Source organism: Actinomadura sp. NPDC048021, assembly GCF_040653135.1.
GTDB classification, from domain to species: domain Bacteria; phylum Actinomycetota; class Actinomycetes; order Streptosporangiales; family Streptosporangiaceae; genus Spirillospora; species Spirillospora verrucosospora.
Genome location: NZ_JBEZJQ010000028.1, coordinates 1 through 23,329 on the forward strand (window position 1 = coordinate 1; position 23,329 = coordinate 23,329).

Sequence of the window (23,329 nt, forward strand, 5' to 3'; positions counted from 1 at the left end):
GGTACTGCATGGGAGACCGTGTGGGAGAGTAGGACGCCGCCGGACACATATTGTAGAAAGGCCCCGCCGTTACCGGCGGGGCCTTTCTCATTTCGGCAGATGATTACACTCGGACCCTTTTTGCGGTGCTGTCATCGACCGGCGCGCGTGCGCGCGATGCCGCAGTCGCGAGGAGACGGCCGCGCGCACGGGCGGCTCGCCGGCTGTCGCGCCGTCCGGGCCCGGCGGCGCTGGAGCGAGTTGCGAACCATGTCCTGTCGCACGGGCCCTCTGCTGCACGGGTCGCGTTGTGATGCCGAGCCGTTTGGCTAGCCCTGGGCCGGGCCAGTCCTGTGGTCTGGGGGTAGGACAGCAAACCGCACTGGGATGGGCCTACGTCCGCTTCTAGACCAGCGACACCGACGCGCCGCGGACCTGGCTTTCTGCGTGGTTGCAGCCACCATCGCGGGCGCACCGCCTAGAGCGGCCAATCGACCGGCGTCCGCGTCGACAGAACTGCGGGATGCGACGCCTAGCTGGTGGGGTCGTCCTGGGTCAGGGCCTTCGCGTAGTTGGAGAGGGAGCGGTTGTAGCGGGGGAGGTGGCGGGACAGGGCGCCCAACGCCAGGCCCGCCGCCTCGCGTTCGCGGCCGACGTCGGTGAGCGCGAGTGCGAGGAACGCGGTGACGGCGTCGTCGAGCTCGTCCGAGCCGGCCTCGCGCTCCGCGGTCAGGAGGGCGACGCTCTCCTCGGCCCGGCCGAGATTGCGGAGCGTGCTGGCGTACTGGATCACGGCCTGCCTGCGCCGCGCTTCGGGGAGGCCGGCGGCGAAGGCCCGCTGGTAGTGGTCGGCGGCCTCCGTCTCGTTGCCGGTCGAGTCGTGCGCGGACGCCAGCTCGTACTCGCCGACGGCGTCCCCGGGCGGAAGCTCGGCGGTCAGGGCCTGGACCTTCCGGAGGAAGTCGGCGGGCTCGTGGTCGTCGAAGGCGCCCCAGAGGCCGGCCATGCGCTGTTCCCAATCGGGCGCTGGATCGATCATGGTGGCCAGGATAGGTCACCCGTCCCGTTCCGGCGGCTCCAGGTCGAGCCAGAGCTCCGCCGGATGGCGGATCAACGTGACGGTGTTCCAGACGACCTCGTCCGGTGCGTGATGCAGCCGGGCATCCGGGAAGCGGCGGGTCAGTTCGCGCAGGACGGTGGTGAGCTCCAGGCGGGCCAGCGGCGCGCCCAGGCACACGTGGGGCCCGGCTCCGAAGGCGAGGTGGGGGTTCCGGGCGCGCCCAAGGTCGATGCGCTCGGGGTCTTCGAACACGGCCGGATCGCGGTTGGCGCGGTCGGTCGCCGGAATCACCAGGTCGCCCTCGCGCAGCCGGACGCCCCCGAGTTCCACCTCGCGGACGGCCCGACGCGGCTGCGCGGATTCGAACGCGGTGCCGGGGGTGGTGCGCAGCAGTTCCTCGACCGCGCCGGGGATGCGATCGGGATGGGCCGCGAGGAGGCGGTAGAGGGTCTCGCCACCGTCCTGCCGGGTGGTGAGCAGCCGGAACAGGAAGCCCGCGATCGCGGCGGCCGTGGTCTCCCAGCCCGCGACAACGAGGCTCGCGGCCAGGAGCGCTGCCTCCTCCAAGCTCGTGCGCCGGCGGACTGCGTTGGCGGCGATCACGGAGAGGAGGCCGCCCTCCTCGGAGCCGGGTTCCGCGTCCGCCATGAGTCCGCCGAGGCGCTCGGCCATGTAGCCGCTCATCTCCAGCACCGCGCGCTCGTTCTCGGCGGCGCGGTTCTCGCCCGTGGACAGGAACATGTCGCCCCACCTCCTGAACAGCGGCAGGTCGTCGTCCGGCAGGTCCATCACGCTGCCGATGACGCCGAGAGTGAGGGGCAGGGCGAGTTGCTCGTTGACCTCGATCGGGCCGCCCGCGCGGGCGAGCGAGTCGAGCAGCCCGGTGATGAGCCGGTCGCCGATCGGCCGGTACCGGTCGATCCGGGCGGGTGCGAAGGCGTTGCCGACCAGGTCCCGGTGCACGCGATGCTCCCGACCGTCCCGTGCCAGCATCGTCGGGGAGGTGGGCGGGTAAGGCGGGATCGCGTCGGCGCCCGCGCGGCGGAACGTGTCCTGCTCGCGCAGAACGCGCACGCACTCCCTGTGCCCCGTGGCCAGGAACGCCTCGTGCCCCTCCGGAAGGCGGACCCGCGTGACGGGCGCGAGCCCTTCGTAGAGAGGGGACAGCCCCATCGGATCGTCGGGGCGACGACCGTCGACCGGGACGTCCTGGCACGGGAACGGGTAGCGCGGGTGATCGGTCGACGTCACGTGGCTCCTCGCGGTTGTCGCTGAGATGGTCGCCTGTCCGCCTCGAAACTCCGCGACATGCGCAGGCCCGTCAACCCCGCGGCGAGGTTCCTGTGGCGTCGGCGACACCTGGTGGCGGCGCAACCCCTGTGCAACCTGGGATGCGGCAGAATTGGACCACTCGACCGCGGTCGGGATCATGGTCGCGCCGGTGCCAACCCACACACTCGCACCGGCGCGGCCGCCCCGCAGGTCAGACGTTCGCCCCGCGGCCCTCGGCGGCGCCGAGCCCGCCGTCCGGGACGGGTTCGGATGCGCCGCGCTGAGCCAGTCCGAAAAGGCCCAACGCTCCCAGCGAGCAGGCCGCCGCGGCGAGCGGCAGCGAGCCCGACCCCAGAGTGCCGAGCAGCCAGCCGCCGAGGCCCGCGCCGAGCGAGGCGCCCGCGTAGACGGCGCTGCTGCTGAGCGCCAGCACTTGCGGGCCGGTCTTCGCACCGGCCAGCGCCAGAAGGCGCGTCTGGACGGGCGGGGGCACCGCCCAGGCCGCCGCCGACCACACCAGGAGCGGGACGAGGACGAATGCCAGGTGCGCCGGGCGCAGCGACCAGGCCAGCGCCAGTCCCGCCATCGCCGCGGTGAAGGCGGCGACGGCGATGGCGAACGTCCTCACCGGGCCGAAGCGGTCGACCAGGGCGCCGCTGAGACGACCGCCCGCGATGCCCGCGACGCCGGTGAGCACCAGGAGACCGCCGAGGCCGGACGGGGTCACGCCCGCGACGTCGTCCAGGAACGGCGCCAGGTACGTCTGGAGCATCAGGTTGCCGAGCACCGCGGCGACGGCGGCGAGCAGCACGTACAGGATCGCGGGGCGGGCCAGGGGCCGCAGTCGTTCGCCCAGGCCCGCCGCGGGCGGCGGTGCCGTCTCCGGCACGGCGGCGCGCAGGAAGGCCAGGGCGGCGAGGCCGAGGAGCCCGCCCGTCACGAACGTGGCCCGCCAGCCGAGCGCCGCGCCGACCCACGTTCCGAGCGGGACGCCGGCGACGACCGCGCCGGTCAGCCCGGCCATGACGGTGGCCAGGTCGCGGCCCCGGCGTTCCGGTGCGGAGAGAGCGGCGGTGACCGCGAAGACGGCGGGCAGGACGACCGCGGCGGCGAGCGCGGCCAGCACCCGCAGCGCCATCAGCGCCGGATACGACGCGGCGAGCGGGACGGCGAGGTTGGCGGCGCAGAACACCAGCATTCCGCCGGTCAGCAGGCGCCGCCGCGACCAGGACGCCGTGGCCACGGCCGCCACCGGCGCGATCACCGCGCAGATGACGGAGAAGACGGTCACGAGCTGCCCGGCCGAGGCCTCGCCGACCGACAGGCCGTGCGCGATGGACGACAGCACGCCGACGATCACGAAGTCGTCGGTCTGGAGGGCGAAGGCGGTCAGCGCGAGCGCGGCGATCGGGAGCCGGCCGCCGGGGCGTCGGATGAGGGGCATGCAGTTAAGGTAACAGTCGTTACCCTATAGGCTGGACGCCCGACCACGGAAGGGAACCCGCCAGTGCCGAGGCCGCGCGACCCCCACCGGCGCACCGAGATCCTCGACGCGGTGCTCGACCACTTCGCCGAGCACGGGATGTCCGGCCTGTCGATGCGTCCGATCGCCCAGGCGCTCGGGCAGAGCACGCGCGTCCTGACCCACCACTTCGCCGACAAGGACGCGCTCCTCGCCGGCCTGCTGAAGCGCCTGGACGAGGTCCAGCACGAGCAGCTCCACGCGACCGAGGGCTGGGACGACACCGCGCGCGGAATCGGCGCCATCGTCCGTGACTCCTGGGACCGCCACCTGGCCCCGGAGAACATCGCGCGGACCCGGCTCGTGCTCGAGATCGAAGGGCTCGCGGCGGCCGGCCGGCTCGGCGACAGGGTTCCGGCGTTCCTGGCGGAACGCGCCGATTTCGTCGCCGGGGCTCTGGCCGCCCGCGGCCTCGCCCCTGGTCCCGCCCGCGTCAAGGCGACGTTCCTCAACGGTGCCTACTCCGGCCTGCAGACCGACTTCCTCACCACCGGCGACCGGGAGCGCGTGGAGGCGGCGCTCGAGGAGCTGTGCGCGCTCGCCGACTCCTGGACGGAGAGCGCCGCCTCGACGTCCTGACCCGCCGTCGTGCCTGGAACGCCGTGCTACTCCCGCCCTCGGTGCGGGCACCAGCACAAACGTCGCCAGTGTTCGGGACCGCCAACGGGCGATGCCAGACAGACTTGGACCCGACGCGGATTGGACCTGTCCCCCTGCGGGGCCTGGCCGTACCGTCCGCCCATGCGTAACACACGACGTTTCGCCCTGGCGGCCGTGGCCGCGTTTCCCCTCGTGGCCGCGCTGCCGGCGGCGTCCGCCGCGGACTTCGGTGCGACCGCCACCGGGACCGCCTTCTCCCCCAACCCCGTCCAGCAGCTCGGCGACCAGTCCCTCACCGACGCGAAGGACGCCGACTACGCCGCCCTCGCGCCCGCCTACCGGCAGGTGACCCTCACCGACCTCGACGGGTCCGGCTCGCTCACCGGCCGGTACGTGCGCGTCAAGAGCGAGACCGGCAGCGCCGCCCGGATCGACGGCGGCGCGCTGCCCGCCTACCACCGCGACTCCGACCAGTTCGAGCAGGTGATGGGCTATTACTGGGTGACGACCGCGCAGCGCTACCTGCAGCACCTCGGGTTCGGGTCCGGTCTGCGCCCGGTGAACCAGCGGCAGATCGAGATGCGGATCAACCAGTACGGCGGCGACAACTCCTTCTTCCGCCCCGACAAGGCGAACATCACGCTCGGCAAGGGCGGGGTGGACGACGCCGAGGACGCCGAGGTGATCGTCCACGAGTACGGCCACTCCGTGCAGGACGGCCAGGTCACCGGGTTCGGCACGAACCTGGAGTCGGGCGCGATCGGGGAGGCGTTCGGCGACTACCTTGCGGTGGCGGTCACCAGCTGGGCGACCGGCACACCGACCAGAACCCCGGAGCCGTGCGTCGCCGACTGGGACTCGGTCTCCTACACGTCCGGGCCCACGCACTGCCTGCGGAGGCTGGACGGGACGAAGCACTACCCCGAGGACGTTCGCGGTGAGGTCCACGCCGACGGTGAGATCTGGTCGCGCGCCCTCTGGGACATCCGCCGGTCGCTCGGCGACACCAAGGCGAGCACGCTGATCGTCGAGGCGCAGTTCGCGTTCGCGCCGGACACCTCGTTCAAGGCCGCCGCCGAGGCGACCGTCGCGGCGGCCCAGCGCCTCTACGGCGCGGCGGCCGCGCGGTCCGCGCGGGAGGCGTTCGCCGCGCGGGGCATCCTGTGACCCCGTGAGTCCGGGGGCGTGGTGCGGCCGTCAGGGGCGTCGTAGCATTCGCTCATGATCACGGCCGCACTCGCCTTCGCCGTCGCAGCGGTGATCGTCAACGTGGTGCCGGGGCTCGACACGTTCCTGGTGCTGCGGACCTCCGCCGCGCATGGACGCGGCTGCGGGCTGGCCGCGGCGCTCGGCATCATGACCGGCTGCGCGGTGTGGGGGCTCGCGACCGCGGCCGGATTGACCGCTTTGCTGACCGCCTCGCATGTCGCCTACACCGCGGTGCGGGTCTGCGGCGCCGCCTACCTGGTCTGGCTCGGAGCGAGGGCGCTCTGGGGTGTCAGGCGGAGGGGCGAGGACGAGGCTCCGGAGCCCGTCGTGGCCGCAGGACGGCGTGCGGCCTTCCGCGCAGGGATCGGGACCAACCTGCTGAACCCCAAGGCGGGCGTCTTCTACATGAGCCTCGTCCCGCAGTTCATGCCGGACGGGGCGCCGGTGTTCGGCATGACGGTCCTGTTCACCGCGATCGACGTGGCCGAGCTGGCGGTCTGGTTCTGGCTCGTGTCGGGCGCGGCCGCGGCGCTGGGGGAGCGGCTGCGGCGCCCGTCGCTGCGGCGGCGGTTGGAGCGGCTCAGCGGGGCGGCCTTCCTCGGCTTCGCCGCCGACCTGCTGGTCGACCGGCCCTGACCCGGTGATCCGCGTCACCCGGCGGACCGCCGGGGTTGCGACGAAATCGGTGGGCGGCCGCCCTGGACGCCGTAGGCTGCTCGGGTGACTGAGAAGGTGTGGCACATCGAGCCGTCGGGGCCGCTTCGCGGGGACGTCACCGTGCGCGGGGCGAAGAACGCGGTCAGCAAGCACATGGTCGCCGCGATGCTCGGGGACGGGCCGAGCACGATCGGCAACGCGCCGGACGTCGGCGAGGTCGGCATCACCGCGGGGATGCTGGAGCACGTCGGGATGACCGTGGAGAGGTCCGGCGGCGACGTGACCGTCGTGCCGGGGCCGGTGTCGGACCCGAGCGTCGGCAAGGCGTTCACCGGGCTGAACCGTATCCCGATCCTGATGCTGGGCCCGCTGCTGCACCTGGCCGGAGAGGCGTTCGTGCCGCTGGTCGGGGGCGACCCCATCGGGCGGCGGCCGGTCGACTTCCACGTGGAGGCGCTGCGGGCGTTCGGGGCCGAGGTGTCGCACGCCTCCGACGGGATCCACGCGCACGCCACGCGCCTCGTCGGGACGCGCATCGAACTGCCGTACCCGAGCGTCGGCGCCACCGAGACGGTGCTGCTGGCGGCGGTGCGGGCCGAGGGCAAGACCGTCATCCGCAACGCGGCGACCGAGCCGGAGATCACCGAGCTGGCGCTGTTCCTGCAGCGCATGGGCGCGCGGATCTCCTTCGCCCCCGACCGGCGCATCGTCGTGGAGGGCGTCGAGCGGCTGAGCGGCGCGCAGACGCGGCTGGGCGGCGACCGGATCGAGGCGTTCTCCTACCTGGTCGCGGGCCTGGTGACGGGGGGCGAGGTGCGGGTGCACGGGTGCCAGCAGGACCGGCTCGTCACCGCCATCACGACGCTGACCAGGATGGGCGCCGAGTTCGAGATCACCGACGAATGGATCATGGCGTCGGCTCCCGGCGGCCTGCGTCCCGCGGCGGTGCAGACCGACACCCACCCCGGGTTCGCGACGGACTGGCAGACGCCGCTGATGGTGCTGTTCACCCAGGCCGACGGCATGTCGGTGCTGCACGAGACCGTGTACGAGAACCGGCTCGCCTACGTCCCGGCGCTGCAGAGCATGGGCGCGGAGATCGAGGTCTACGACACGTGCCTGGGCGGACCCGCCTGCCGGTACCACGACACGGCGGCGCTGCACTCGGCGGTGGTGCGCGGGGTGACCAAGCTCCGCGGCGGCGACGTGACCATGCCCGACATCCGGGCCGGGTTCTCGGCGGTCCTGGCGGCGGCGGTCGCGGAGGGGCCGTCCACGCTCCGCGGCGTGCACCACATCGAGCGCGGCTACCACCGTCCGGTCGAGCAGTTCAAGACGCTGGGCCTGTCGCTGCGGGCGGGCTAGGACGGAAGGCCGGTGGACGGGGTCGTCCGGGGCCAGGCGAAGGTGAGCGACCCGCCGACGGGCAGGTCGCGCCAGAGCGGCGACAGCTCGTCCAGCCGGGCCAGCACGCGGTCGACCGCGGGCCTGTCCTCGGGCGGGATCGGCCGGCGCTCGGCCCACGCGGGGGTCCGGGCGCCGGCGCGGCGGCGCCAGGCGAGGTCGCACAGGCCCGCCAGGTGCTCCGACCTTCCCATGTCGCCGGGGTCGGACCGGTTGAGGAAGGCCTCCCGCTTCTTCAGCCGCCGCTGCTCCCTGGCCCGCCGCCGCGCGTCACCGGACGCCTCGACCGTCTCGTTGAAGCCCTCGCCGCCGCCCGCCGCGGCGCGTCCGAACACGCCGGACGTGAGGCCCAGCTCCGCCTCCACCAGGTAGTGGACGAGGTCGTGCGGGATCTGGTCGTCGTAGCCGGGGGCGGGATCCATCCGGCGCGGGTGCCGGCCGGGGGGCCTGACGACGGTGGCGTACCGGCGTTCACCCGTCCGCTCGAAACTCACGTCCATCCGGCCAGGCTAGGCCGGAGCCTTCCCGCGCCGCATTTCCTTTTCCTACGGTGGTGATCAGACGCTGGAGGGGGCGCCGTGGAGTTCGACCGGACCGATCCGTACCCGTTCTACGCCCGGGCTCGCGAGACCGAGGGGCTGACCTTCGTGCCCGAGCTGGACGCCTGGCTCGTCGCCCGGCACGCCGATGCGCGGGCGGTGCTGCGCGACCCGGAGACGTTCTCCTCGGCGAACGCGCTGCGGCCGGACGTGGTGCCGGGACCCGAAGCGGTCGCCGTGCTGCGGTCGCTGCCGCAGGGCCGCCCCGTCGTGCTCACGGCGGACGGCGCCGACCACCGCCGGGTGCGCGAGCCTCTGACGCGCGGGCTGTCGCCGAAGCGCGTCGCCGCGGCGCTCCCGTTCATCACCCGCCGGGCCCGGGAACTCGTCGCCTCCTTCGCCGGGGACCGCCGCGTCGAACTGATGGGACGGTACGCGCGCGTCCTGCCGGGCGAGGTGATCGGGCACATGCTCGGCATCGACCCGGACGAGATGCCGGCTCTCATCGAGGGCAGCTACCGGGCGGAGGACCTGATCTTCCGGCCGATGAGCACGGACGAGCAGGTCGCCGCCGCTGAACGGGTCGCGGATATGAAGCGGGTGCTGGACGCGCACGTGAAGGGCCGGGAGCCGGGCGACGACCTGTGCGGCGAGATGGTGCGCGCGATCGAGCCGCACGGCACGCTCGTCTCCAACCTGCAGAACATCCTGCTGGCCGGGCACCTGACGACGACGGCGCTCATCGGGACGGCGGTGCTGCACCTGCTGCGGAACCGGGAGCAGTGGGAGCTGCTGTGCGCCCGGCCCGAGCTGATCCCCGCGGCCGTCGAGGAGGCCGCGCGCTACGACACCGCCATCCAGGGGTTCCGCCGGGTCACGACCCGGCCGGTGCGGGTGGCGGGCACCGACCTGCCCGCGGGCGCCGAGGTCTTCGTCGCGTTCGCGGCCGCCGGACGCGACGCCGGGGCCCACGACCGCCCCGACGAGTTCGACATCGCCCGCGAGCCGGCGCGGCACCTGGCGTTCGGGCACGGAGTCCATGCCTGCCCGGGCTCGCAGCTGGCCCGCGAGCAGGTCCGCGTCACGCTGGAGGAGCTGACCGCCCGGCTGCCGGGCCTGCGTGTGGAGGAGCCGGTGGAGATGCTGCCGAGCCTGATCCACCGCTCGCCCAAGGAGCTGTTCCTTACCTGGTGATGGCCGAAACCTACAAGACGGGCGAGCCTGCGGCGGCCAGGCTTGAGGCATGGATCTGACCAAGGCGTCCGACTTCATGGCCATGCACGCGCGTCCCCTGGACCGCCGCCGCTTCGACCTGCTGACCGGGGAGGGCGACCGGGACGCGCTGCTCGCCGCGCTCAACACCTACCGGAACCCCGACGGTGGATACGGCCACGGCCTCGAGCCGGACCTGCGGTCGCGGACGAGCCAGCCGGGCCCCGCGCTGCACGCGTTCGAGGTCTTCGAGGAGCTCGCGCCGGTGACGGCGCCGGAGGCGGCCGCGCTCTGCGACTGGCTGGAATCCGTGACGCTGCCCGACGGCGGCCTGCCGTTCGCTCTGCACATCCCCGACCCCGCTGGGTGTGCGCCGTTCTGGGTGGAGGCGGACCCCGGGACCTCCTCCCTGCAGATCACCTCCGTGGTCGCGGCCATGGCGCAGCGCGTCGCCGTCCACGACTCGGCGGTGGCAGGGCACCCCTGGCTCGACCGCGCCACCCGCTACTGCCTCGACACCGTCCGCGCCAAGGACACGTTGCACGCCCTGGAGGCGGAGTTCGCCATGTGGCTGGCCGACGCCGTCGAGGACACCGAGGCCGTCGCCCTGCTCGGCGAGCACATCCCGGACGACGGCCTCGTCCACGTGGAGGGCGGCCTTGAGGACGAGACGCTGCGCCCGCTCGACTTCGCGCCCTTCCCGGGACGCCCCGCCCGGTCCCTGTTCAAGCCGGACGTCGTGGCCGCCGAGCTTCGACGGCTCGACGGCATGCAGGAGGACGACGGCGGATGGCGCGTCGACTTCGCGTCCTACTCGCCCGCCGCCGAACTGGAGTGGCGCGGGTACACCACCGTCAGGGCGGTCTCCGTCCTGACCCGCAACGCCGAGCGCTAGCCGCCGTCCGGGTGCGGGACGGGTGCGCGTGGGATCCTGGAGGCGCAGGCCAATCCGACGGCACCGGAGGCTTCCGATGGACAACGGCCCGGGTCACACGGCGCTTACCCCGCTCGCGTTCCTCGAACGGTCGGCGCAGGTGTTCCCCGGCAAGACCGCCTACGCCCACGGGGGCCGGCGCGCCACCTACGCGGAGTTCGCCGCCGAGACGACCCGGCTGGCGAACGCGCTGCGCGCCTCGGGGGTCGGGCCCGGGGACCGGGTCGCCTACCTGGCGCCCAACATCCCCGAGCTCCTCGTCGCGCACTTCGCCGTGCCGCTCGCCGGGGCCGTGCTCGTCGCGATCAACACGCGGCTCGCGCCGGACGAGATCCGCTACATCCTCGACCATTCCGGGGCGAAGGCGCTGGTCGTGGACGCGGGGCTGCATCCGTCGGTGGCGCCGCTCGCGGGCGGCCTGCCCCTGACGGTCACCATCCCCGCGGCCGGCGCCGACCCCGACCCGGCGGTCGGAGGCATCGGCTACGAGGAGCTGACGGCGCGCGGCTCGGACGATCCGCTGCCCTGGGCCGTCCGGGACGAGAACGCCGCCATCTCGATCAACTACACGTCCGGCACCACGGGACGGCCCAAGGGCGTCGTCTACACGCACCGCGGCGCCTACCTCAACGCGCTCGGCGAGGTCGTGCACTCGCGGCACACGCCCGAGAGCGTCTACCTGTGGACGCTGCCGATGTTCCACTGCAACGGCTGGTGCACGCCCTGGGCGCTCGCCGCGATCGGCGGGACGCAGGTGTGCCTGCGCGCCGTCGTCGCCGAGGAGATCTGGCGGCTCATCGACACCGAGGGCGTCACCCATCTCAACGGCGCCCCGACCGTCCTCGTGACGATCGCGAACGCGGCGCAGGCGCACCCGCTGGAGCGGCCGCTGACCGTCACGACGGCGGGCGCGCCGCCCAGCCCGACGATCATCGGGCAGATGGAGGGGCTCGGGGCCGACATCGTGCACGTGTACGGGCTGACCGAGACCTACGGGCCCTACTCGGTGTGCGAGCCGCAGCCCGGCTGGGCGGGGCTTGCCGCCGGGGACCGGGCCCGGCTGCTGGCCAGGCAGGGCGTCGGCATGATCCAGACCGACGGGCTGCGCGTCGTCGACGACGACATGAACGACGTCCCGGCCGACGGGACGACGCTCGGCGAGATCGTCATGCGCGGCAACAACGTCATGAAGGGCTACCACCGGGACGAGCGGGCCACCGCGCACGCGTTCCGCGGCGGCTGGTTCCACTCCGGCGACCTCGGCGTCCGGCACCCCGACGGCTACGTCGAACTGCGCGACCGGTCCAAGGACATCATCGTCTCCGGCGGGGAGAACATCTCCACGGTCGAGGTCGAGCGGGCGATCGACTCGCATCCGGCCGTGCTGGAGGTCGCCGTCGTCGCGGTCCCGGACGACAGGTGGGGAGAGCGCCCCAAGGCGTTCGTGGTCCTGCGCGACGGGCGCACCGCCACCGAGGCCGAACTCGTCGAGCACGTCCGGGGGAGCCTCGCCCGCTACAAGGCGCCGGACACGGTGGAGTTCGTCGCCGAGCTGCCCAAGACGTCCACCGGGAAGATCCAGAAGTTCCAGCTCCGCGAGCGGGAGTGGGCGGGGCGCGACCGCCGCGTCCAGGGCTGAGAACCCCGCCGCCGCAAGGGCTGCCGCCATGTGAGGCGCGGCGGTTCGCGGGAAGTGTCCTGTGCGCCGGGCATCCGGGCCGCCGGGTGCGAGCGAGAGGGGAGCATGATGCCGCCCACCGACGGTTCGACCGGGAACGTGCTGATCGTGGGGGCGGGCCCCACGGGCCTCCTGCTGGCGGGAGACCTGGCCGCGGCCGGGATCGGCTGCACGGTGCTGGAGTGCCGCGCCGAGGAGACGACCGGTCTGACGCGGGCGTTCGCCGTGCACGCCCGCACCCTGGAGATGCTGGACGTGCGCGGCATCGCCGACGAGTTGGTCGCGACGGGGACGCGCGCCGGGCGGCTGCGGCTGCTCGGCTCCACCGACCTCGACATGTCCCGGCTGCCGGGCCGCTTCCCCTACGTCCTCGTCACGCCGCAGTACGAGACCGAGCGCGTCCTGAAGGAGCGGGCCGTGGCCGCCGGCGCGGAGATCGTGCACGGCGCCGAGGCCGTCGGGCTCCGCCAGGACGCGGCGGGCGTGGACGTCGACGCGCGGACCGCCGACGGCGCGACGCGGACGTTCCGCGCGTCCTACGCCGTCGGCGCCGACGGCGTCCGCAGCACCGTCCGGCGGGCGCTCGGGCTGCCGTTCCCGGGCCGCGCGGTGGTGCGGTCGGTGATGCTCGCCGACGTCCGGCTGGACGAGGCGCCCGCGGACGCGCTCACCGCGGGAGCCGTCGGCGACGCGTTCGCGTTCGTCGCCCCCTTCGGGGAGGGCTGGTACCGGGTGATCGCGTGGAACCGCCGCCACCAGGCGCCCGACTCCGAACCGGTCGACATGGAGGAGCTCCGCGCGGTGGTCCGGCGCGCCCTCGGCACCGACCACGGCATGCGGGACGCGCGCTGGACGTCCCGGTTCCACAGCGACGAGCGGCAGGTCCCGCGCTACCGCGTGGGACGGGTGTTCCTCGCCGGGGACGCCGCGCACGTCCACTCGCCGGCGGGAGGCCAGGGCATGAACACCGGGATGCAGGACGCGGCGAACCTCGGGTGGAAACTGGCCGCCGAACTGCACGGATGGGCGCCGTCATGGCTGCTCGACAGCTACCACGAGGAGCGGCATCCCGTCGGGAGGGTCGTCCTGCGCAGAAGCGGCGCGCTGCTGCGGTTCACGCTCGCCGAGCCTCGCTGGGCGAGGGCCGCCCGCGCCGCGGCGGCGTTCGCGGCGACCCGCGTCCCGCCCGCCGCGCGGCGGGTCGCCGCCGCGGTCTCCGGCATCGACATCGCCTACCCGGCGCCGCGCGGCTCGCATCCCCTGACCGGGAGGCGGGCCCCGGACGTCCCGCTCGCGGGCGGCGCCGACAGCCTGTTCCGGCTGCTGGGGGACGGGCGGTTCGTCCTGGTCGTCGCCGCCAACGACCCCGCGGTGACCTACCTGGCGACGAAGCGGTGGGCCGGGCGCGTGCACTGCGCCGTCGCCGGCGGCGCCACGCGCACGACCGCACTGGTGCGCCCGGACGGCTACATCGCCTGGGCGACCGACGAGACGGCCCCGGACCGCCGCGCCGCGGCGATCCGGGACGCGCTGGGCCGGTGGTGCGGGCGCGGCGCCGAGATCAGCAGTGCCGCTCAGTAGTGCCGGTCAGTCCGGTCAGTAGCGCCGCTCCTCGCGGCCGTAGCCGAGCTGCTCCGCCACGTCGGCGATGTTCTCGTACTCGCGTTTCGGCAGCGTCCGCAGCTGGTCGAGGGCCCCGTCCGGAGCTCCGCCCTCGGCCGCGTGCCGGACCAGCTCGTTCGGGCGGGCCGGGTAGCGGACGCCGCTGAGCATCCGGGCCAGGGCGCTGCGGCCCTCCACGTCCTGGGCGCTCATCCCGGGCGGGGAGCCTTCGCGGTCCCCGGCGGTGGCCGCGGCCGGGTCGGCGGGGTAGTCGTTCGAGAACGGCTCGGTCTCCTTGAACTCCTCGGCGTGCGTGGGGTGGCCGCCCCTGACCATTCCCTGGGTCTCGCGGCCGATCTCCTCGTCGAGCTTCGCGCCGTGCTTGTCACTCTTGTCTGGCATCTCTTCCTCCCTGCCGTCTACCGGACGGAACGTTCCCGGGCGCGCGTGTCCAAACATGCGGGCGGTCTCGCGGCGGCGGCGCGGTACGGTGTGGCGCATGCTGGCGGAAGAGGGCGTGAACGCGGTCCGGGTCGTGGTCGGGCTGCTGGTCCGCGGCGACTACGAGGAGCTTGAGACCCTCACCGAGGGGCGCAGGCTGAGCGCCGCGCAGATGGCCGACGCGGTGACCGCGTCCGGGCGCGAACTGATCAGCCCGCCCGACGACGCCTTCGCGGACCTGGAGGTGACCGGGGTCGAGCAGGTGTCGGGCGGGGAGCGCGCCTACCGCGTGGCGCTCCCGCTGTGGACCGCGGCGGAGGGACGCTCCGCGCTGGTGCTGCGGCTCACCCTGACCGAGGTCATGGACGGCGTGTGGACCGTCGAGGTGGACGGCATCGGGGAGCCCGCCGCCGGGTGACCCGGCGCGTTCCGCGGTGGACGAGGCCGGTCAGGACTGCGACAGCCGCATCATCCGCAGGACGCGCCGCACCAGCGAGGCCTGCCCTCCCTCGTCCGGCGCCTCCTGCTCGGCCGCCTCCTCGGCGGCGGGGGCGGGCCGCGGCTCGGGCGGGTTTCCGGCCAGCTCGTAGGTGACCGGCAGCGACCGCAGGCCGCGCATCAGCGGGGAGGAGCGCCACGCGAGCTGGTCGGCGGGCAGCGCGAGCCGCAGCCCGGAGAACCGCTCGAACAGCCGCTCCACCGCGATCGTGGTGATGGTGGTGGCGAGGTCGCGGCCGAGGCAGGCGTGCGGGCCGGCGCTCCACGCCAGATGGGCGCGCGAACTGTAGATCGAGTCGGGCGCGCCGCCCTCCGCGAACGCCGGGTCCTGGTGCGCGGCGGCGGGCGAGACCATGACCGGGTCGCCCGCCGCGATCTGGAACCGGCCGAGCCGCACGTCGGCCTTGGCCCACCGGAACGCCAGGTTCGCCATCGGCGGGTTGGCGGCCGCGGCCCGGTTGATCGCCTCCTGGAGCATCCCGGCCGACAGGCTGTCGCGGGCGCCGGTCTCGCCGATCAGCACCTCGGTGATGGTGTTGCAGATGAGCGTTCCCGTCACGTCGCCGACGAGGCCGGTCATCATCGCCATCTCGCCGGTCAGCTCCTCGGCGGTCAGGTCGGGCACGGCGGCGAGCATGAAGGACGGCAGGTCCTCGGCGGGGGCGGCGACCCGGGCCGCGCACAGGTCCGCGACCCGTGCGATCAGCCGGGCCGACGCCTCCTGGGCGTCCGGGCCCGCGTCCATCACCCGCCACAGGTCGAGGATCAGCTCGTCGCCGTCGTCGGCCTCCGAGCCGAGCAGCCGGCCGATCACCATCAGCGGCAGCGGCCGCGCGTACTGCGCCGACAGGTCCGCCGAACCGGACCGGCCGCCGCTCTCGGAGATCACGGTGAGCAGCTCGTCGGCGTACCGGCGGACCGCCAGCTCCAGCGCCTTCGCCTCCGGCCGGCTCCGGTCCTGGAAGGGCCGCAGCCCCTCGCTCCAGGCGCCGCGCAGCCGGGTGGAGTCGGCACCGTCGCGGAACCCGCAGTTGTCGGACTCGACCACCGGCAGCATCGGCCAGTCGGCCGGGACCGCGCCCTCCCGGTACGCGCGCCAGGCGCCGACCCGCCGGCTCCAGTTCCCGCGGTGGTCGCGCAGGATGTCGAGCGTCTGGCTGTAGCCGACCACGAGCCAGACCGGCACCCCGAGGACGTCGACCGGAGCGACGGGACCGTACTCCGCCCGCAGCCGCTCGTAGAACGCCGCGGGCCGGGACTCGTAGTCGGGGTTCAGCAGCGGCTGGACGGCGAGCGCCTCCAGCGGCGGATGGGCGGGGACGGGCTCGGCCTGCGGCGTCTGGGGCTCCACGTGCACAAACCCTAGGAGAGAACGTTTGCCGATGGCCGGTTTATGCTGGAATCTCCCACGGCGATCTTTCGGCGTGCACGGGCCCGCGTCCACCGCGGGGTGTGTGACGCTAGGGGTGCCCATACAAGAGCTGGAGGTCCGCATGGCCGACTCCGAAGGAGCGCCCGAAGACGGCGAGGACGAGGTGAAGCGCAGGTTCCGGGAGGCGCTGGAGCGCAAGCGCGGCGCGGAGAGCAAGAACGCCGGCTCCGGCGGCCGGAGCGGCTCGAAGGTGCGCGGCACCCACGAGCGCGCCGACCACCAGCGGCAGTTCCGCCGCAAGAGCGGCTGACCGGGCCGCACCGCCGAAGGACCCCCGCGCGGAACGCGCGGGGGTCGTTCCGTCTCCTCAGCCGCCCCGGCCGTGTCAGGCCTGGTAGAGCTTCTTGCTGTAGTTCGCCTCGCTGTAGTACTCCCGGAGCTCCTCGACGCTCTCCTCGGTGTACTGGACGTCCTTGACGATCCGGGCGTGCGGCGGCAGCGCCTCCGGATCCCACGACTCCGCCTTCCACAGCCGGGAGCGCATGAGCGCCTTCGCGCAGTGGAAGAAGATCTGCTCGATGTCCACGACGAGCGCGAGCGCCGGCCGGTGCCCCTTGACGACCATCTCGCCGAAGAACGGCGCGTCCCTGACGAGCGTGGCCCGGCCGTTGATCCGCAGCGTCTCGCCGCGCCCCGGCACGAGGAAGATCAGGCCGACGTGGGGGTTGCTCAGCACGTTCATGAACCCGTCCGCGCGGCGGTTGCCGGGGCGGTCCGGGATGGCGATCGTCGTGTCGTCGATCACGTGCACGAAGCCCGGAGGGTCGCCCTTGGGGGAGACGTCGCAGTTCCCCGCGGCGTCGCTGGTGGCGATCAGGCAGAGCGGGGACCGGGCGAGCCACCGGCGGTCCCATTCGTGCAGCGCGACCCGCTCCTTGTCGACCGCCCGCCGCATCGGCGCGCCGAGAAGCTCGCGCAGCTCCGCCGCGGAGGTGATCGCAGTGAACTCGGGGGCGACCGTCATCGCCGCTCCTTCCGCCGGGGAATCGAAGATCAGCCTAACCCGGGCCTCTCCGGGCGCCCGGCCCGGGGAGTCAGCGCCGCGCGGCGTAGCGGCGGACGCCGCCCTCCTCGTGGGCGTCCAGAACGCCCCGGTCGGCGAGGACGTCCAGATGCGCCTCGATCTCCAGCACGGCCAGCATCCGGCTGAACGCGTCCAGGTCGCCGAGGCTGCGCCTGCGGCGCGTCCACGGCATCGCGGTCGCCACCTCGAAGGCCGTGGCGCGCCCGGCGCGCACCTGCGCGGCTGCGGCGTCCAGCCGCTCGGCGTGGTGCTCCAGCAGCTCGTCGATCCGGGTGTGCACGCTCGGCCGCACGGGGCCGTGCGCGGGCAGCAGCACGGTGTCGGGCATGTCCCGGACCAGCCGCAGCGACTCCAGGTAGCTGCGCAGCGGCTTCGGCTCCGGCTCGGTCTCCAGCCCGATCGACGGCGTGATGTGCGGCAGGATGTGGTCGCCCGCGAACAGCAGCCCGGCCGCCGCGTCGCGCAGGACGACGTGGCCGCGCGTGTGCCCGGGGGTGGCGAACACGTCCAGGCCCCGTCCGGTCAGGGCGACGCGCTCCCCGTCGTCCAGCCACGCGTCCGGCATGGTGTGCGGGACGTCCCGTTCGGAACGCTCCACAGGCCTGCCGGCGATCTCGTCGGCCACCTCGTCCGCGCCGCACCGGCGCAGCAGCTCGACCTGCCGGGGGTGCAGCCCCCGGCGAGCGTCGAACGCCTCGATCGACGGCCGCTCGCCCCGCCCGATCCGCACGCGCGTCCCGAACGACTCGCGCAGCGCCAGCGCCTGCGAGTAGTGGTCCCAGTGGGCGTGGGTGACGAGGAACTGCGCCACGTCGTCCAGCCGGTGCCCGAGGGTGGCGAGGGCGCCTTCGAGCGAGGCCTCCGTGTCGGGCATGGCCCAGCCGGAGTCCACGACCACGAGGCCTTCGGGGTCCTCGATGACGTACACGTTGACGGCGTGCAGCGACGGGATCGGCAGGCCCAGGGGGATCCGGTGCACCCCCGGCGCCACCGGATGAGCGCCCGGCTCGGTCCAGTCAGTCGGCTGCTCCACGACCGGTGCCGCCACCGCGTGCCCCCTCTATTGTCGAATCGCGTTCGGGAAGAACCTACTTCATCCCGGAGATCCCTTTTATCCTCGCCCCGCCTTCGAGGCGGGGCGTGCGGAGTGGGGGTCGCGGTCGGCGGCGCGGCGCGCCTCGGCGGCGGCCTCGCGGGCCTCGCGCGCGGCCTCCTCCGCGCGGGCGCGGTTCTCCTCGGCGCGATCCGCCCTCCTGGACGCGGCGTCCCGCTCGGCGATCGCCCGTTCCAGCTCGTGCCGGAGATGCCCCACCCTGGCGGACGCCTCCCGCGCCTCGCGCCGGGCGGCGTCGGCGCGCTCCTCACGTTCGGCCAGCTTGTCCTCGGCCTGCTCGGCGCGCTTGCGCAGCGTTTCTGCCCGCTTGGCGCGGGCGGCGCTCGTGCGCGTGACGTTCGACCTCTCCGGCTCGGCCTTCTTCTGCGGTTCGGCCTTGCTCTCCGGCTCGGCCTTCTTCTCGGGCGGCGGCTTCTGCCGGGCGGGCCTGTCCGCGGGCTTCGCCTTCGCGCCCTCCTGCCGGTCCGCGGGCGCCGTGGAGAACCCTGCGGGGACGAACCCGGAGTGGCTGCGGGGCTGCGACAGCCGTCCCTCGCGGACCTCCTCGGCGACGGCGGCGTCCACGGTGGCCGCCTGGAGCGTGTCCTCCACCTCGCGGACCGCCTGCTCGCGCAGCGCGTTGCCCGCGTCCGCGGCGAGCCGGCCGGCGGTCCGCACGAGCGCCGCGACGAGCCCGGCACGCCGCCGCTCCAGGTCCCCGAGGCCGCGGCCCGAGCCCCAGGCCGCCCGCATCTCCTCGCCGACGTCCAGCAACCCGGCGATCTCGTCCGCGGCCGAGCGCGCGAGGAGGTTCACCGCCCATGCCGAGAGCGTGGGGCGCCGCAGTGCCCCGATCCGCTTGGCGAGCGCGGCGTCGCCCTCCTTCCTGGCCTCCTGCGCCAGGCGCTTCCGGGTCTCCACGAAGTCGGCGGGCAGGACGCCGTACAGGTCGTCGGCCGCACTGGAGAAGTCCACGTCCGATCTCTACCCGCGCCGGGTGCGCGCGCATCGGGGGTGGACGGAGGCGGCCGCGGATGCAATACTCGTGTACGAATACTCGTTCACGAGGAGGCGAGGATGGCCAAGCGGCGCAAGGTGAGCAACCTGCTGGGGCTCGCCGTGCTGTCGACCGTCTCCGCCAGGCCGATGCACCCGTACGAGATGGCGTCCCTGATGCGCGCCCGCGGCAAGGACCGCGACATGGACATCAAGTGGGGCTCGCTCTACACCGTGGTCGGCAACCTGGAGAAGCACGGGTTCCTGGCCGTCGAGGGCAGCGCCAGGGAAGGCGCGAGGCCCGAGCGCACCGTCTACGGCATCACCGACGCGGGACGCGACGAGCTGGCCGACTGGGTCCGGGAGCTGATCGGCGTGCCCGAGCGCGAGCGGCCGCGGTTCGAGGCGGGGCTCTCGGTCCTCGGCGCGCTCGGCCCGGACGAGGTGGCGGCGCTGCTGCGCGGCCGCCTCGACGCCATGGAGCGGGAGATCGCCGCCGACCAGGCCGCCCTGGACGGCGAGAAGGAGGTGCCGCGCCTCTTCCTGCTGGAAACCGAGTACGACCTGGCGATGCGGCGCGCCGAGGCCGCGTGGGTGCGCGGCTTCCTCGCCGAGATCGAGGACGGCACGCTGCCGCACCTCGACCTGTGGCGCTCCTTCCACGCGACCGGCGAGATGCCGCCCGAGATCGCCGAGCTGGCGGAGAGGGGAGCCCCCGAGGACTAGCGAGCGGAAGGCCCGGCGGCGGTGCTGCAACACCGCCGCCGGGCCCGGACCCACCACCGAGAACCCGCGCGAGGCGGGCCCTGGCGGCGTGACGCGACACCAGCCTATCCGGGGCCCTTCGTGCGGCACGTTTCCTGGCACGGAGGAGAACATGGCGCATGCCATCGAGGCCGAGGGCCTCGTGAAGAACTACCCCGGCGACGTCCGGGCCCTGGACGGCCTGTCGATCACGGTCGGGCCGGGCGAGATCCTCGGGCTGCTCGGCCCCAACGGGGCGGGCAAGTCCACCACCGTCAAGATCCTCACCACGCTGGTCCGGCCGGACGCGGGTTCCGCGGCCGTGGCCGGGCACGACGTGCTGCGCAGGCCCGACAGGGTCCGCCACGTCATCGGCGTGGTGTCCCAGCGGTCCGGCGCCGACCCCGATGCCAGCGGCCGCGACAACCTCGTCCTGCAGGGCCGCCTCCACGGGATGGGCGGGGCGCGGGTGCGCGGCCGCGCGGCCGAGCTCCTCGCCCGGTTCGGGCTGGACGACGCGGCGGACAGGCCGGTGAAGACCTACTCCGGCGGGATGCGGCGGCGCCTCGACGTCGCGCTCGGCCTCGTCCACCGCCCGCGGGTGCTGTTCCTGGACGAGCCCACCACCGGCCTCGACCCGGAGGCCCGCGCGTCGCTGTGGGCCGAGATCGCGCGGCTGGCGGGCGACGACGCGCTCGCGATCCTGCTGACCACCCACTACCTGGAGGAGGCCGACCGGCTCGCGCGGCGGCTGGCGATCGTCGACCGCGGCCGCGTCGTGGTGGAGGGCACCCCCGACTCCCTCAAGGGCGAGCTGCGCGGCGACGCCGTCCACGTGGAGTGGCGGGAGGCGCCGCCCGAGCCGCCGGTGCGGGAGGCCCTCGGCCGCCTGCCCGGCGTGCGCGAGATCGTCCTGGACGGGCCGCGCCTGAGCGCCCGCGCCGACGACGGCGCGTCGACCGTGCCCGCCGTCCTCGCCGCCCTCGACCAGGCGGGCGTCCCCGCGGCGGCGGCGACCGTCGCGCGGCCCTCGCTGGACGACGTGTACCTGCGCTACGCCGGACGGCGGTTCGCGCGGGCCGACGCACCCGACCCCGCCGAGACCGCTGCCGGAGGCGTCCGATGACCGCGCTCGCGACCGGGACCTGGTGGATGACGCACCGCCGGCTGACCGCGCTGGTGCGCAGTCCCGCCGTCCTCGTCATGACGCTGGCGCAGCCGATGATCTGGCTGTTCCTCTTCGGCCAGCTGTTCAGGAAGGTGGCGGAGCTGCCCGGGTTCGGCGCGCAGTCCTACCTCGACTACATCGTCCCCGGCGTGGTGGTCATGAACGCGGTCTCGCTGAACTCGTTCGCCGGGATGGCGACCATGGACGAGATCGAGCGCGGCACCCTCGACCGGTTCCTCGTCGCGCCGGTGCGGCGCGGCGCGATCGCGAACGCCGGCGTCATCGAGCAGGCTCTCAGCACGGCGTTCCAGTCGCTCGTGATCATCGCGCTGGGCCGGGCGGCGGGCGCGCACTACCCCGGCGGTCCCGGCGGCGTCGCCGTGCTGGTCGCGGCGGCGGTGCTGATCGGCGTGGTCCTCGCCGCGCTGTCCAACACGCTCGCGCTGCTCGTGCGCGACCGCAACACGATCATCGGCCTGAACGTGATGCTGCTGCTCCCGCTGACGTTCCTGTCGTCGGCGTTCATGGCGAAGAGCCTGATGCCGGCCTGGATGCGGCACGTCGCGGCGGGCAACCCGGTGAGCTGGGCCCTGGACGCGTCGCGCGGTGCGCTCGCCGAGGATCCCGACTGGTCCGCCGTCGCGGCGCACGGCGGATGGCTGCTCGTGCTGACCGCAGCCGCGGTCGGGCTCGCGGTCCACTCGCTCCGGAGCTATCAGAAGTCCCGGTGACGGGGGAGAGGCCCGAGGGGTTCCGGTGGCCGCGCGCGCCGGGACCCCCTGCCTCCTCTAACGGGTGTCGAGGAAGCGGTCCAGGACGCGGGTTCCGAAGGCGAGGCCGTCCAGCGGGACCCGCTCGTCCACGCCGTGGAACATCCCGAAGTAGTCGAGCTCGGGGCCGAGCAGCAGGGGCGCGAAGCCGAAGCTCGTGATGCCGATGCGGTGGAACGACTTCGCGTCGGTCCCCCCGGCCATCACGTACGGGACGGGACGCGCGAGCGGGTCCTCGGCGCGGAGCGCGCCCGCGAGCGCGGCGAACGTCGGGCCCGCCGGGTCGGCGGCGGGGGCCTCCTCGTAGTTGATGAACTCGCGGGTCACCTTCGGGCCGAGCAGCCGGTCGACCGTGGCGAGGAACTCCTCGCCCGTGCCGGGCAGGTAGCGGCCGTCGACCTGCGCGGTCGCCGTGCCCGGCACGACGTTGACCTTGTAGCCGGCGTCGAGCCGGGTCGGGTTCGCCGAGTTGCGGATCGTCCCGGCGAACAGGTGCCCGGCGCGGCCGAGCCGGGCCGCCTCCGCGTCGAGGCGGTCGTGGTCGATGGACGTGCCGAGGGCGTCCGCGAGCCCGTCCAGCAGCGCCCGCACGCCCGGCGTCAGCCGGACCGGCCACTGGTGGGAGGCCAGCCGGGAGACCGCGTGCGCGATCTCGGCGACCGGGTTGTCGGGCGCGGGCTTGGACCCGTGCCCGGCGGTCCCGCGCGCCGTCAGCCGCATCCAGGTCGTGCCGCGCTCGCCGGTCGCGATCGGGTAGATCCGCGCCCCGCCGGCGTCCACGCTGAACCCGCCGGACTCGCTGATCGCCTCCGTGCAGCCCTCGAAGAACCCGCGGTGCTCGCGCGCCACGTACCGGGACCCGTGCTCGCCGGTGCACTCCTCGTCGGCCAGGAAGGCCAGGACCAGGTCGCCGCGCGTGCGCCGCCCCTCGCGCAGCCGCGCCCGCACGGTCGCGAGCGTCATCGCGAGGCTGCCCTTCATGTCGACGGCGCCGCGCCCCCACACGCATCCGTCGCGCACCTCGCCCGAGAACGGCGGAACGGTCCAGTCGGCCGGATCGGCGGGGACCACGTCCAGGTGCCCGTGGATCAGGAACGCCGGATGGGACGGGTCGGTGCCCGGGACGCGGGCGAGCACGCTCGCGCGGCCCGGCGCCGACTCCACGATCGTCGTCTCGACGCCCGCCTCGTCCAGCAGCCCGGCCACGTGCTCGGCGGCCGGGCGCTCCGGCTCGGCCACCCCCTCGCCCCGGTTCACGGTGGCGAACCTGATGAGGTCGGCGCAGATCGCGGCCGCCTCGGCGCCGCCCCGATCGCCTCCGGTGCCGTCCGCCGTGCCGCCGTCCACCGTGCCGCCGGCCGTCCCGCCCGCCTGCTCGAAGCCCACCGCTGCCCCCGATTCCTTCCCGCGACGAGGCTTCATTCTGCTCCCTCGCCGACCCGTGTCAACGAATGATCAAGTTCGTCTCGATCCGGTTTCGACTCCGTCAGCGCCG

At 74.1% G+C, this 23,329-nt stretch carries 23 protein-coding genes; 13 read left to right on the forward strand and 10 right to left on the reverse strand.

All coding sequences use genetic code 11. The features are described from left to right. Positions 1-511: 511 nt before the first annotated feature. The 3 genes from AB0C87_RS34400 to AB0C87_RS34410 form a co-directional block, all read right to left on the reverse strand. On the reverse strand, positions 512-1,018 hold the full coding sequence (locus tag AB0C87_RS34400) for a tetratricopeptide repeat protein (protein ID WP_360581320.1): 507 nt from the start codon (positions 1,016-1,018) through the stop codon (positions 512-514). Positions 1,019-1,033: 15 nt separating this feature from the next. Beyond that, positions 1,034-2,290 (reverse strand): cytochrome P450, encoded by a 1,257-nt coding sequence (locus AB0C87_RS34405; protein ID WP_360581321.1) that lies wholly within the window; start codon positions 2,288-2,290, stop codon positions 1,034-1,036. Between the two features lie 232 nt (positions 2,291-2,522). Further along, positions 2,523-3,755, reverse strand: coding sequence for an MFS transporter (locus AB0C87_RS34410; protein ID WP_360581322.1), 1,233 nt, complete (start codon positions 3,753-3,755; stop codon positions 2,523-2,525). Between the two features lie 63 nt (positions 3,756-3,818). On the opposite strand from AB0C87_RS34410, the gene AB0C87_RS34415 reads away from it, so the two are divergent. The 4 genes from AB0C87_RS34415 (at position 3,819) to murA (ending at position 7,664) form a co-directional block, all read left to right on the forward strand. Next, the gene (locus AB0C87_RS34415) at positions 3,819-4,412 is read left to right on the forward strand and encodes a TetR/AcrR family transcriptional regulator (RefSeq protein WP_360581323.1); all 594 of its coding nucleotides are present in this window, start codon (positions 3,819-3,821) and stop codon (positions 4,410-4,412) included. 162 nt (positions 4,413-4,574) lie between these two features. Then, positions 4,575-5,600, forward strand: coding sequence for a M4 family metallopeptidase (locus AB0C87_RS34420; RefSeq protein WP_353835497.1), 1,026 nt, complete (start codon positions 4,575-4,577; stop codon positions 5,598-5,600). 54 nt (positions 5,601-5,654) lie between these two features. Continuing rightward, on the forward strand, positions 5,655-6,278 hold the full coding sequence (locus AB0C87_RS34425) for a LysE family transporter (RefSeq protein ID WP_353835496.1): 624 nt from the start codon (positions 5,655-5,657) through the stop codon (positions 6,276-6,278). Between the two features lie 84 nt (positions 6,279-6,362). Beyond that, positions 6,363-7,664, forward strand: coding sequence for a UDP-N-acetylglucosamine 1-carboxyvinyltransferase (gene murA, locus AB0C87_RS34430; RefSeq protein WP_345179191.1), 1,302 nt, complete (start codon positions 6,363-6,365; stop codon positions 7,662-7,664). Here the strand turns inward: murA and AB0C87_RS34435 are convergent. Further along, positions 7,661-8,203 carry a hypothetical protein gene (locus AB0C87_RS34435; RefSeq protein ID WP_360581324.1) on the reverse strand — a complete coding sequence of 181 codons (543 nt, stop codon included), beginning with the start codon at positions 8,201-8,203 and terminating at the stop codon, positions 7,661-7,663. The two genes, murA and AB0C87_RS34435, sit on opposite strands and share 4 nt — an antisense overlap. Before the next feature lie 78 nt (positions 8,204-8,281). Between AB0C87_RS34435 and AB0C87_RS34440 the strand changes: the two genes are divergently transcribed. The 4 genes from AB0C87_RS34440 to AB0C87_RS34455 all read left to right on the forward strand — a co-directional run bounded on the left by AB0C87_RS34440 (position 8,282) and on the right by AB0C87_RS34455 (position 13,647). Beyond that, a complete protein-coding gene (locus tag AB0C87_RS34440; protein WP_360581325.1) occupies positions 8,282-9,436 on the forward strand; it encodes a cytochrome P450 in 1,155 nt (384 codons plus the stop codon). 49 nt (positions 9,437-9,485) lie between these two features. Continuing rightward, positions 9,486-10,349 (forward strand): hypothetical protein, encoded by an 864-nt coding sequence (locus AB0C87_RS34445; protein ID WP_345179185.1) that lies wholly within the window; start codon positions 9,486-9,488, stop codon positions 10,347-10,349. A gap of 76 nt (positions 10,350-10,425) precedes the next feature. Next, positions 10,426-12,027 carry an acyl--CoA ligase family protein gene (locus AB0C87_RS34450; RefSeq protein ID WP_345179184.1) on the forward strand — a complete coding sequence of 534 codons (1,602 nt, stop codon included), beginning with the start codon at positions 10,426-10,428 and terminating at the stop codon, positions 12,025-12,027. Positions 12,028-12,132: 105 nt separating this feature from the next. Next, positions 12,133-13,647, forward strand: coding sequence for an FAD-dependent monooxygenase (locus AB0C87_RS34455; RefSeq protein WP_360581326.1), 1,515 nt, complete (start codon positions 12,133-12,135; stop codon positions 13,645-13,647). Between the two features lie 15 nt (positions 13,648-13,662). Here AB0C87_RS34455 and AB0C87_RS34460 read toward each other — a convergent pair whose 3' ends face one another. Beyond that, positions 13,663-14,070: a DUF2795 domain-containing protein gene (locus AB0C87_RS34460; RefSeq protein ID WP_345179180.1), complete on the reverse strand. Its 408-nt coding sequence runs from the start codon at positions 14,068-14,070 to the stop codon at positions 13,663-13,665. Between the two features lie 97 nt (positions 14,071-14,167). Between AB0C87_RS34460 and AB0C87_RS34465 the strand changes: the two genes are divergently transcribed. After that, the gene (locus AB0C87_RS34465) at positions 14,168-14,527 is read left to right on the forward strand and encodes a hypothetical protein (protein WP_345179179.1); all 360 of its coding nucleotides are present in this window, start codon (positions 14,168-14,170) and stop codon (positions 14,525-14,527) included. 30 nt (positions 14,528-14,557) lie between these two features. On the opposite strand, the gene AB0C87_RS34470 is transcribed toward AB0C87_RS34465, so the two are convergent. Continuing rightward, positions 14,558-15,958, reverse strand: coding sequence for a cytochrome P450 (locus tag AB0C87_RS34470; protein ID WP_360581327.1), 1,401 nt, complete (start codon positions 15,956-15,958; stop codon positions 14,558-14,560). Between the two features lie 142 nt (positions 15,959-16,100). Here AB0C87_RS34470 and AB0C87_RS34475 point away from each other — a divergent pair, with 142 nt between their 5' ends. Then, positions 16,101-16,289 (forward strand): DUF5302 domain-containing protein, encoded by a 189-nt coding sequence (locus AB0C87_RS34475; RefSeq protein ID WP_345179176.1) that lies wholly within the window; start codon positions 16,101-16,103, stop codon positions 16,287-16,289. A 75-nt stretch (positions 16,290-16,364) separates the two neighbouring features. On the opposite strand, the gene AB0C87_RS34480 is transcribed toward AB0C87_RS34475, so the two are convergent. The 3 genes from AB0C87_RS34480 to AB0C87_RS34490 all read right to left on the reverse strand — a co-directional run bounded on the left by AB0C87_RS34480 (position 16,365) and on the right by AB0C87_RS34490 (position 19,131). Next, positions 16,365-17,003, reverse strand: coding sequence for a pyridoxamine 5'-phosphate oxidase family protein (locus tag AB0C87_RS34480; protein WP_345179174.1), 639 nt, complete (start codon positions 17,001-17,003; stop codon positions 16,365-16,367). Positions 17,004-17,073: 70 nt separating this feature from the next. Next, positions 17,074-18,111, reverse strand: a complete 1,038-nt coding sequence (locus AB0C87_RS34485; protein WP_360581328.1) for an MBL fold metallo-hydrolase — start codon at positions 18,109-18,111, stop codon at positions 17,074-17,076. A gap of 63 nt (positions 18,112-18,174) precedes the next feature. After that, the gene (locus AB0C87_RS34490; RefSeq protein WP_360581329.1) at positions 18,175-19,131 is read right to left on the reverse strand and encodes a hypothetical protein; all 957 of its coding nucleotides are present in this window, start codon (positions 19,129-19,131) and stop codon (positions 18,175-18,177) included. Positions 19,132-19,233: 102 nt separating this feature from the next. Between AB0C87_RS34490 and AB0C87_RS34495 the strand changes: the two genes are divergently transcribed. The 3 genes from AB0C87_RS34495 (at position 19,234) to AB0C87_RS34505 (ending at position 21,795) form a co-directional block, all read left to right on the forward strand. After that, positions 19,234-19,878 (forward strand): PadR family transcriptional regulator, encoded by a 645-nt coding sequence (locus AB0C87_RS34495; protein WP_345179167.1) that lies wholly within the window; start codon positions 19,234-19,236, stop codon positions 19,876-19,878. 151 nt (positions 19,879-20,029) lie between these two features. After that, on the forward strand, positions 20,030-21,022 hold the full coding sequence (locus AB0C87_RS34500; protein ID WP_360581330.1) for an ATP-binding cassette domain-containing protein: 993 nt from the start codon (positions 20,030-20,032) through the stop codon (positions 21,020-21,022). After that, entirely contained in the window at positions 21,019-21,795 is a 777-nt protein-coding gene (locus AB0C87_RS34505; protein WP_360581331.1) for an ABC transporter permease, read from the forward strand. The genes AB0C87_RS34500 and AB0C87_RS34505 overlap by 4 nt, the downstream gene beginning before the upstream one ends. A gap of 57 nt (positions 21,796-21,852) precedes the next feature. On the opposite strand, the gene AB0C87_RS34510 is transcribed toward AB0C87_RS34505, so the two are convergent. After that, positions 21,853-23,256 (reverse strand): M20/M25/M40 family metallo-hydrolase, encoded by a 1,404-nt coding sequence (locus AB0C87_RS34510; RefSeq protein WP_360581332.1) that lies wholly within the window; start codon positions 23,254-23,256, stop codon positions 21,853-21,855. Positions 23,257-23,329: the final 73 nt, after the last annotated feature.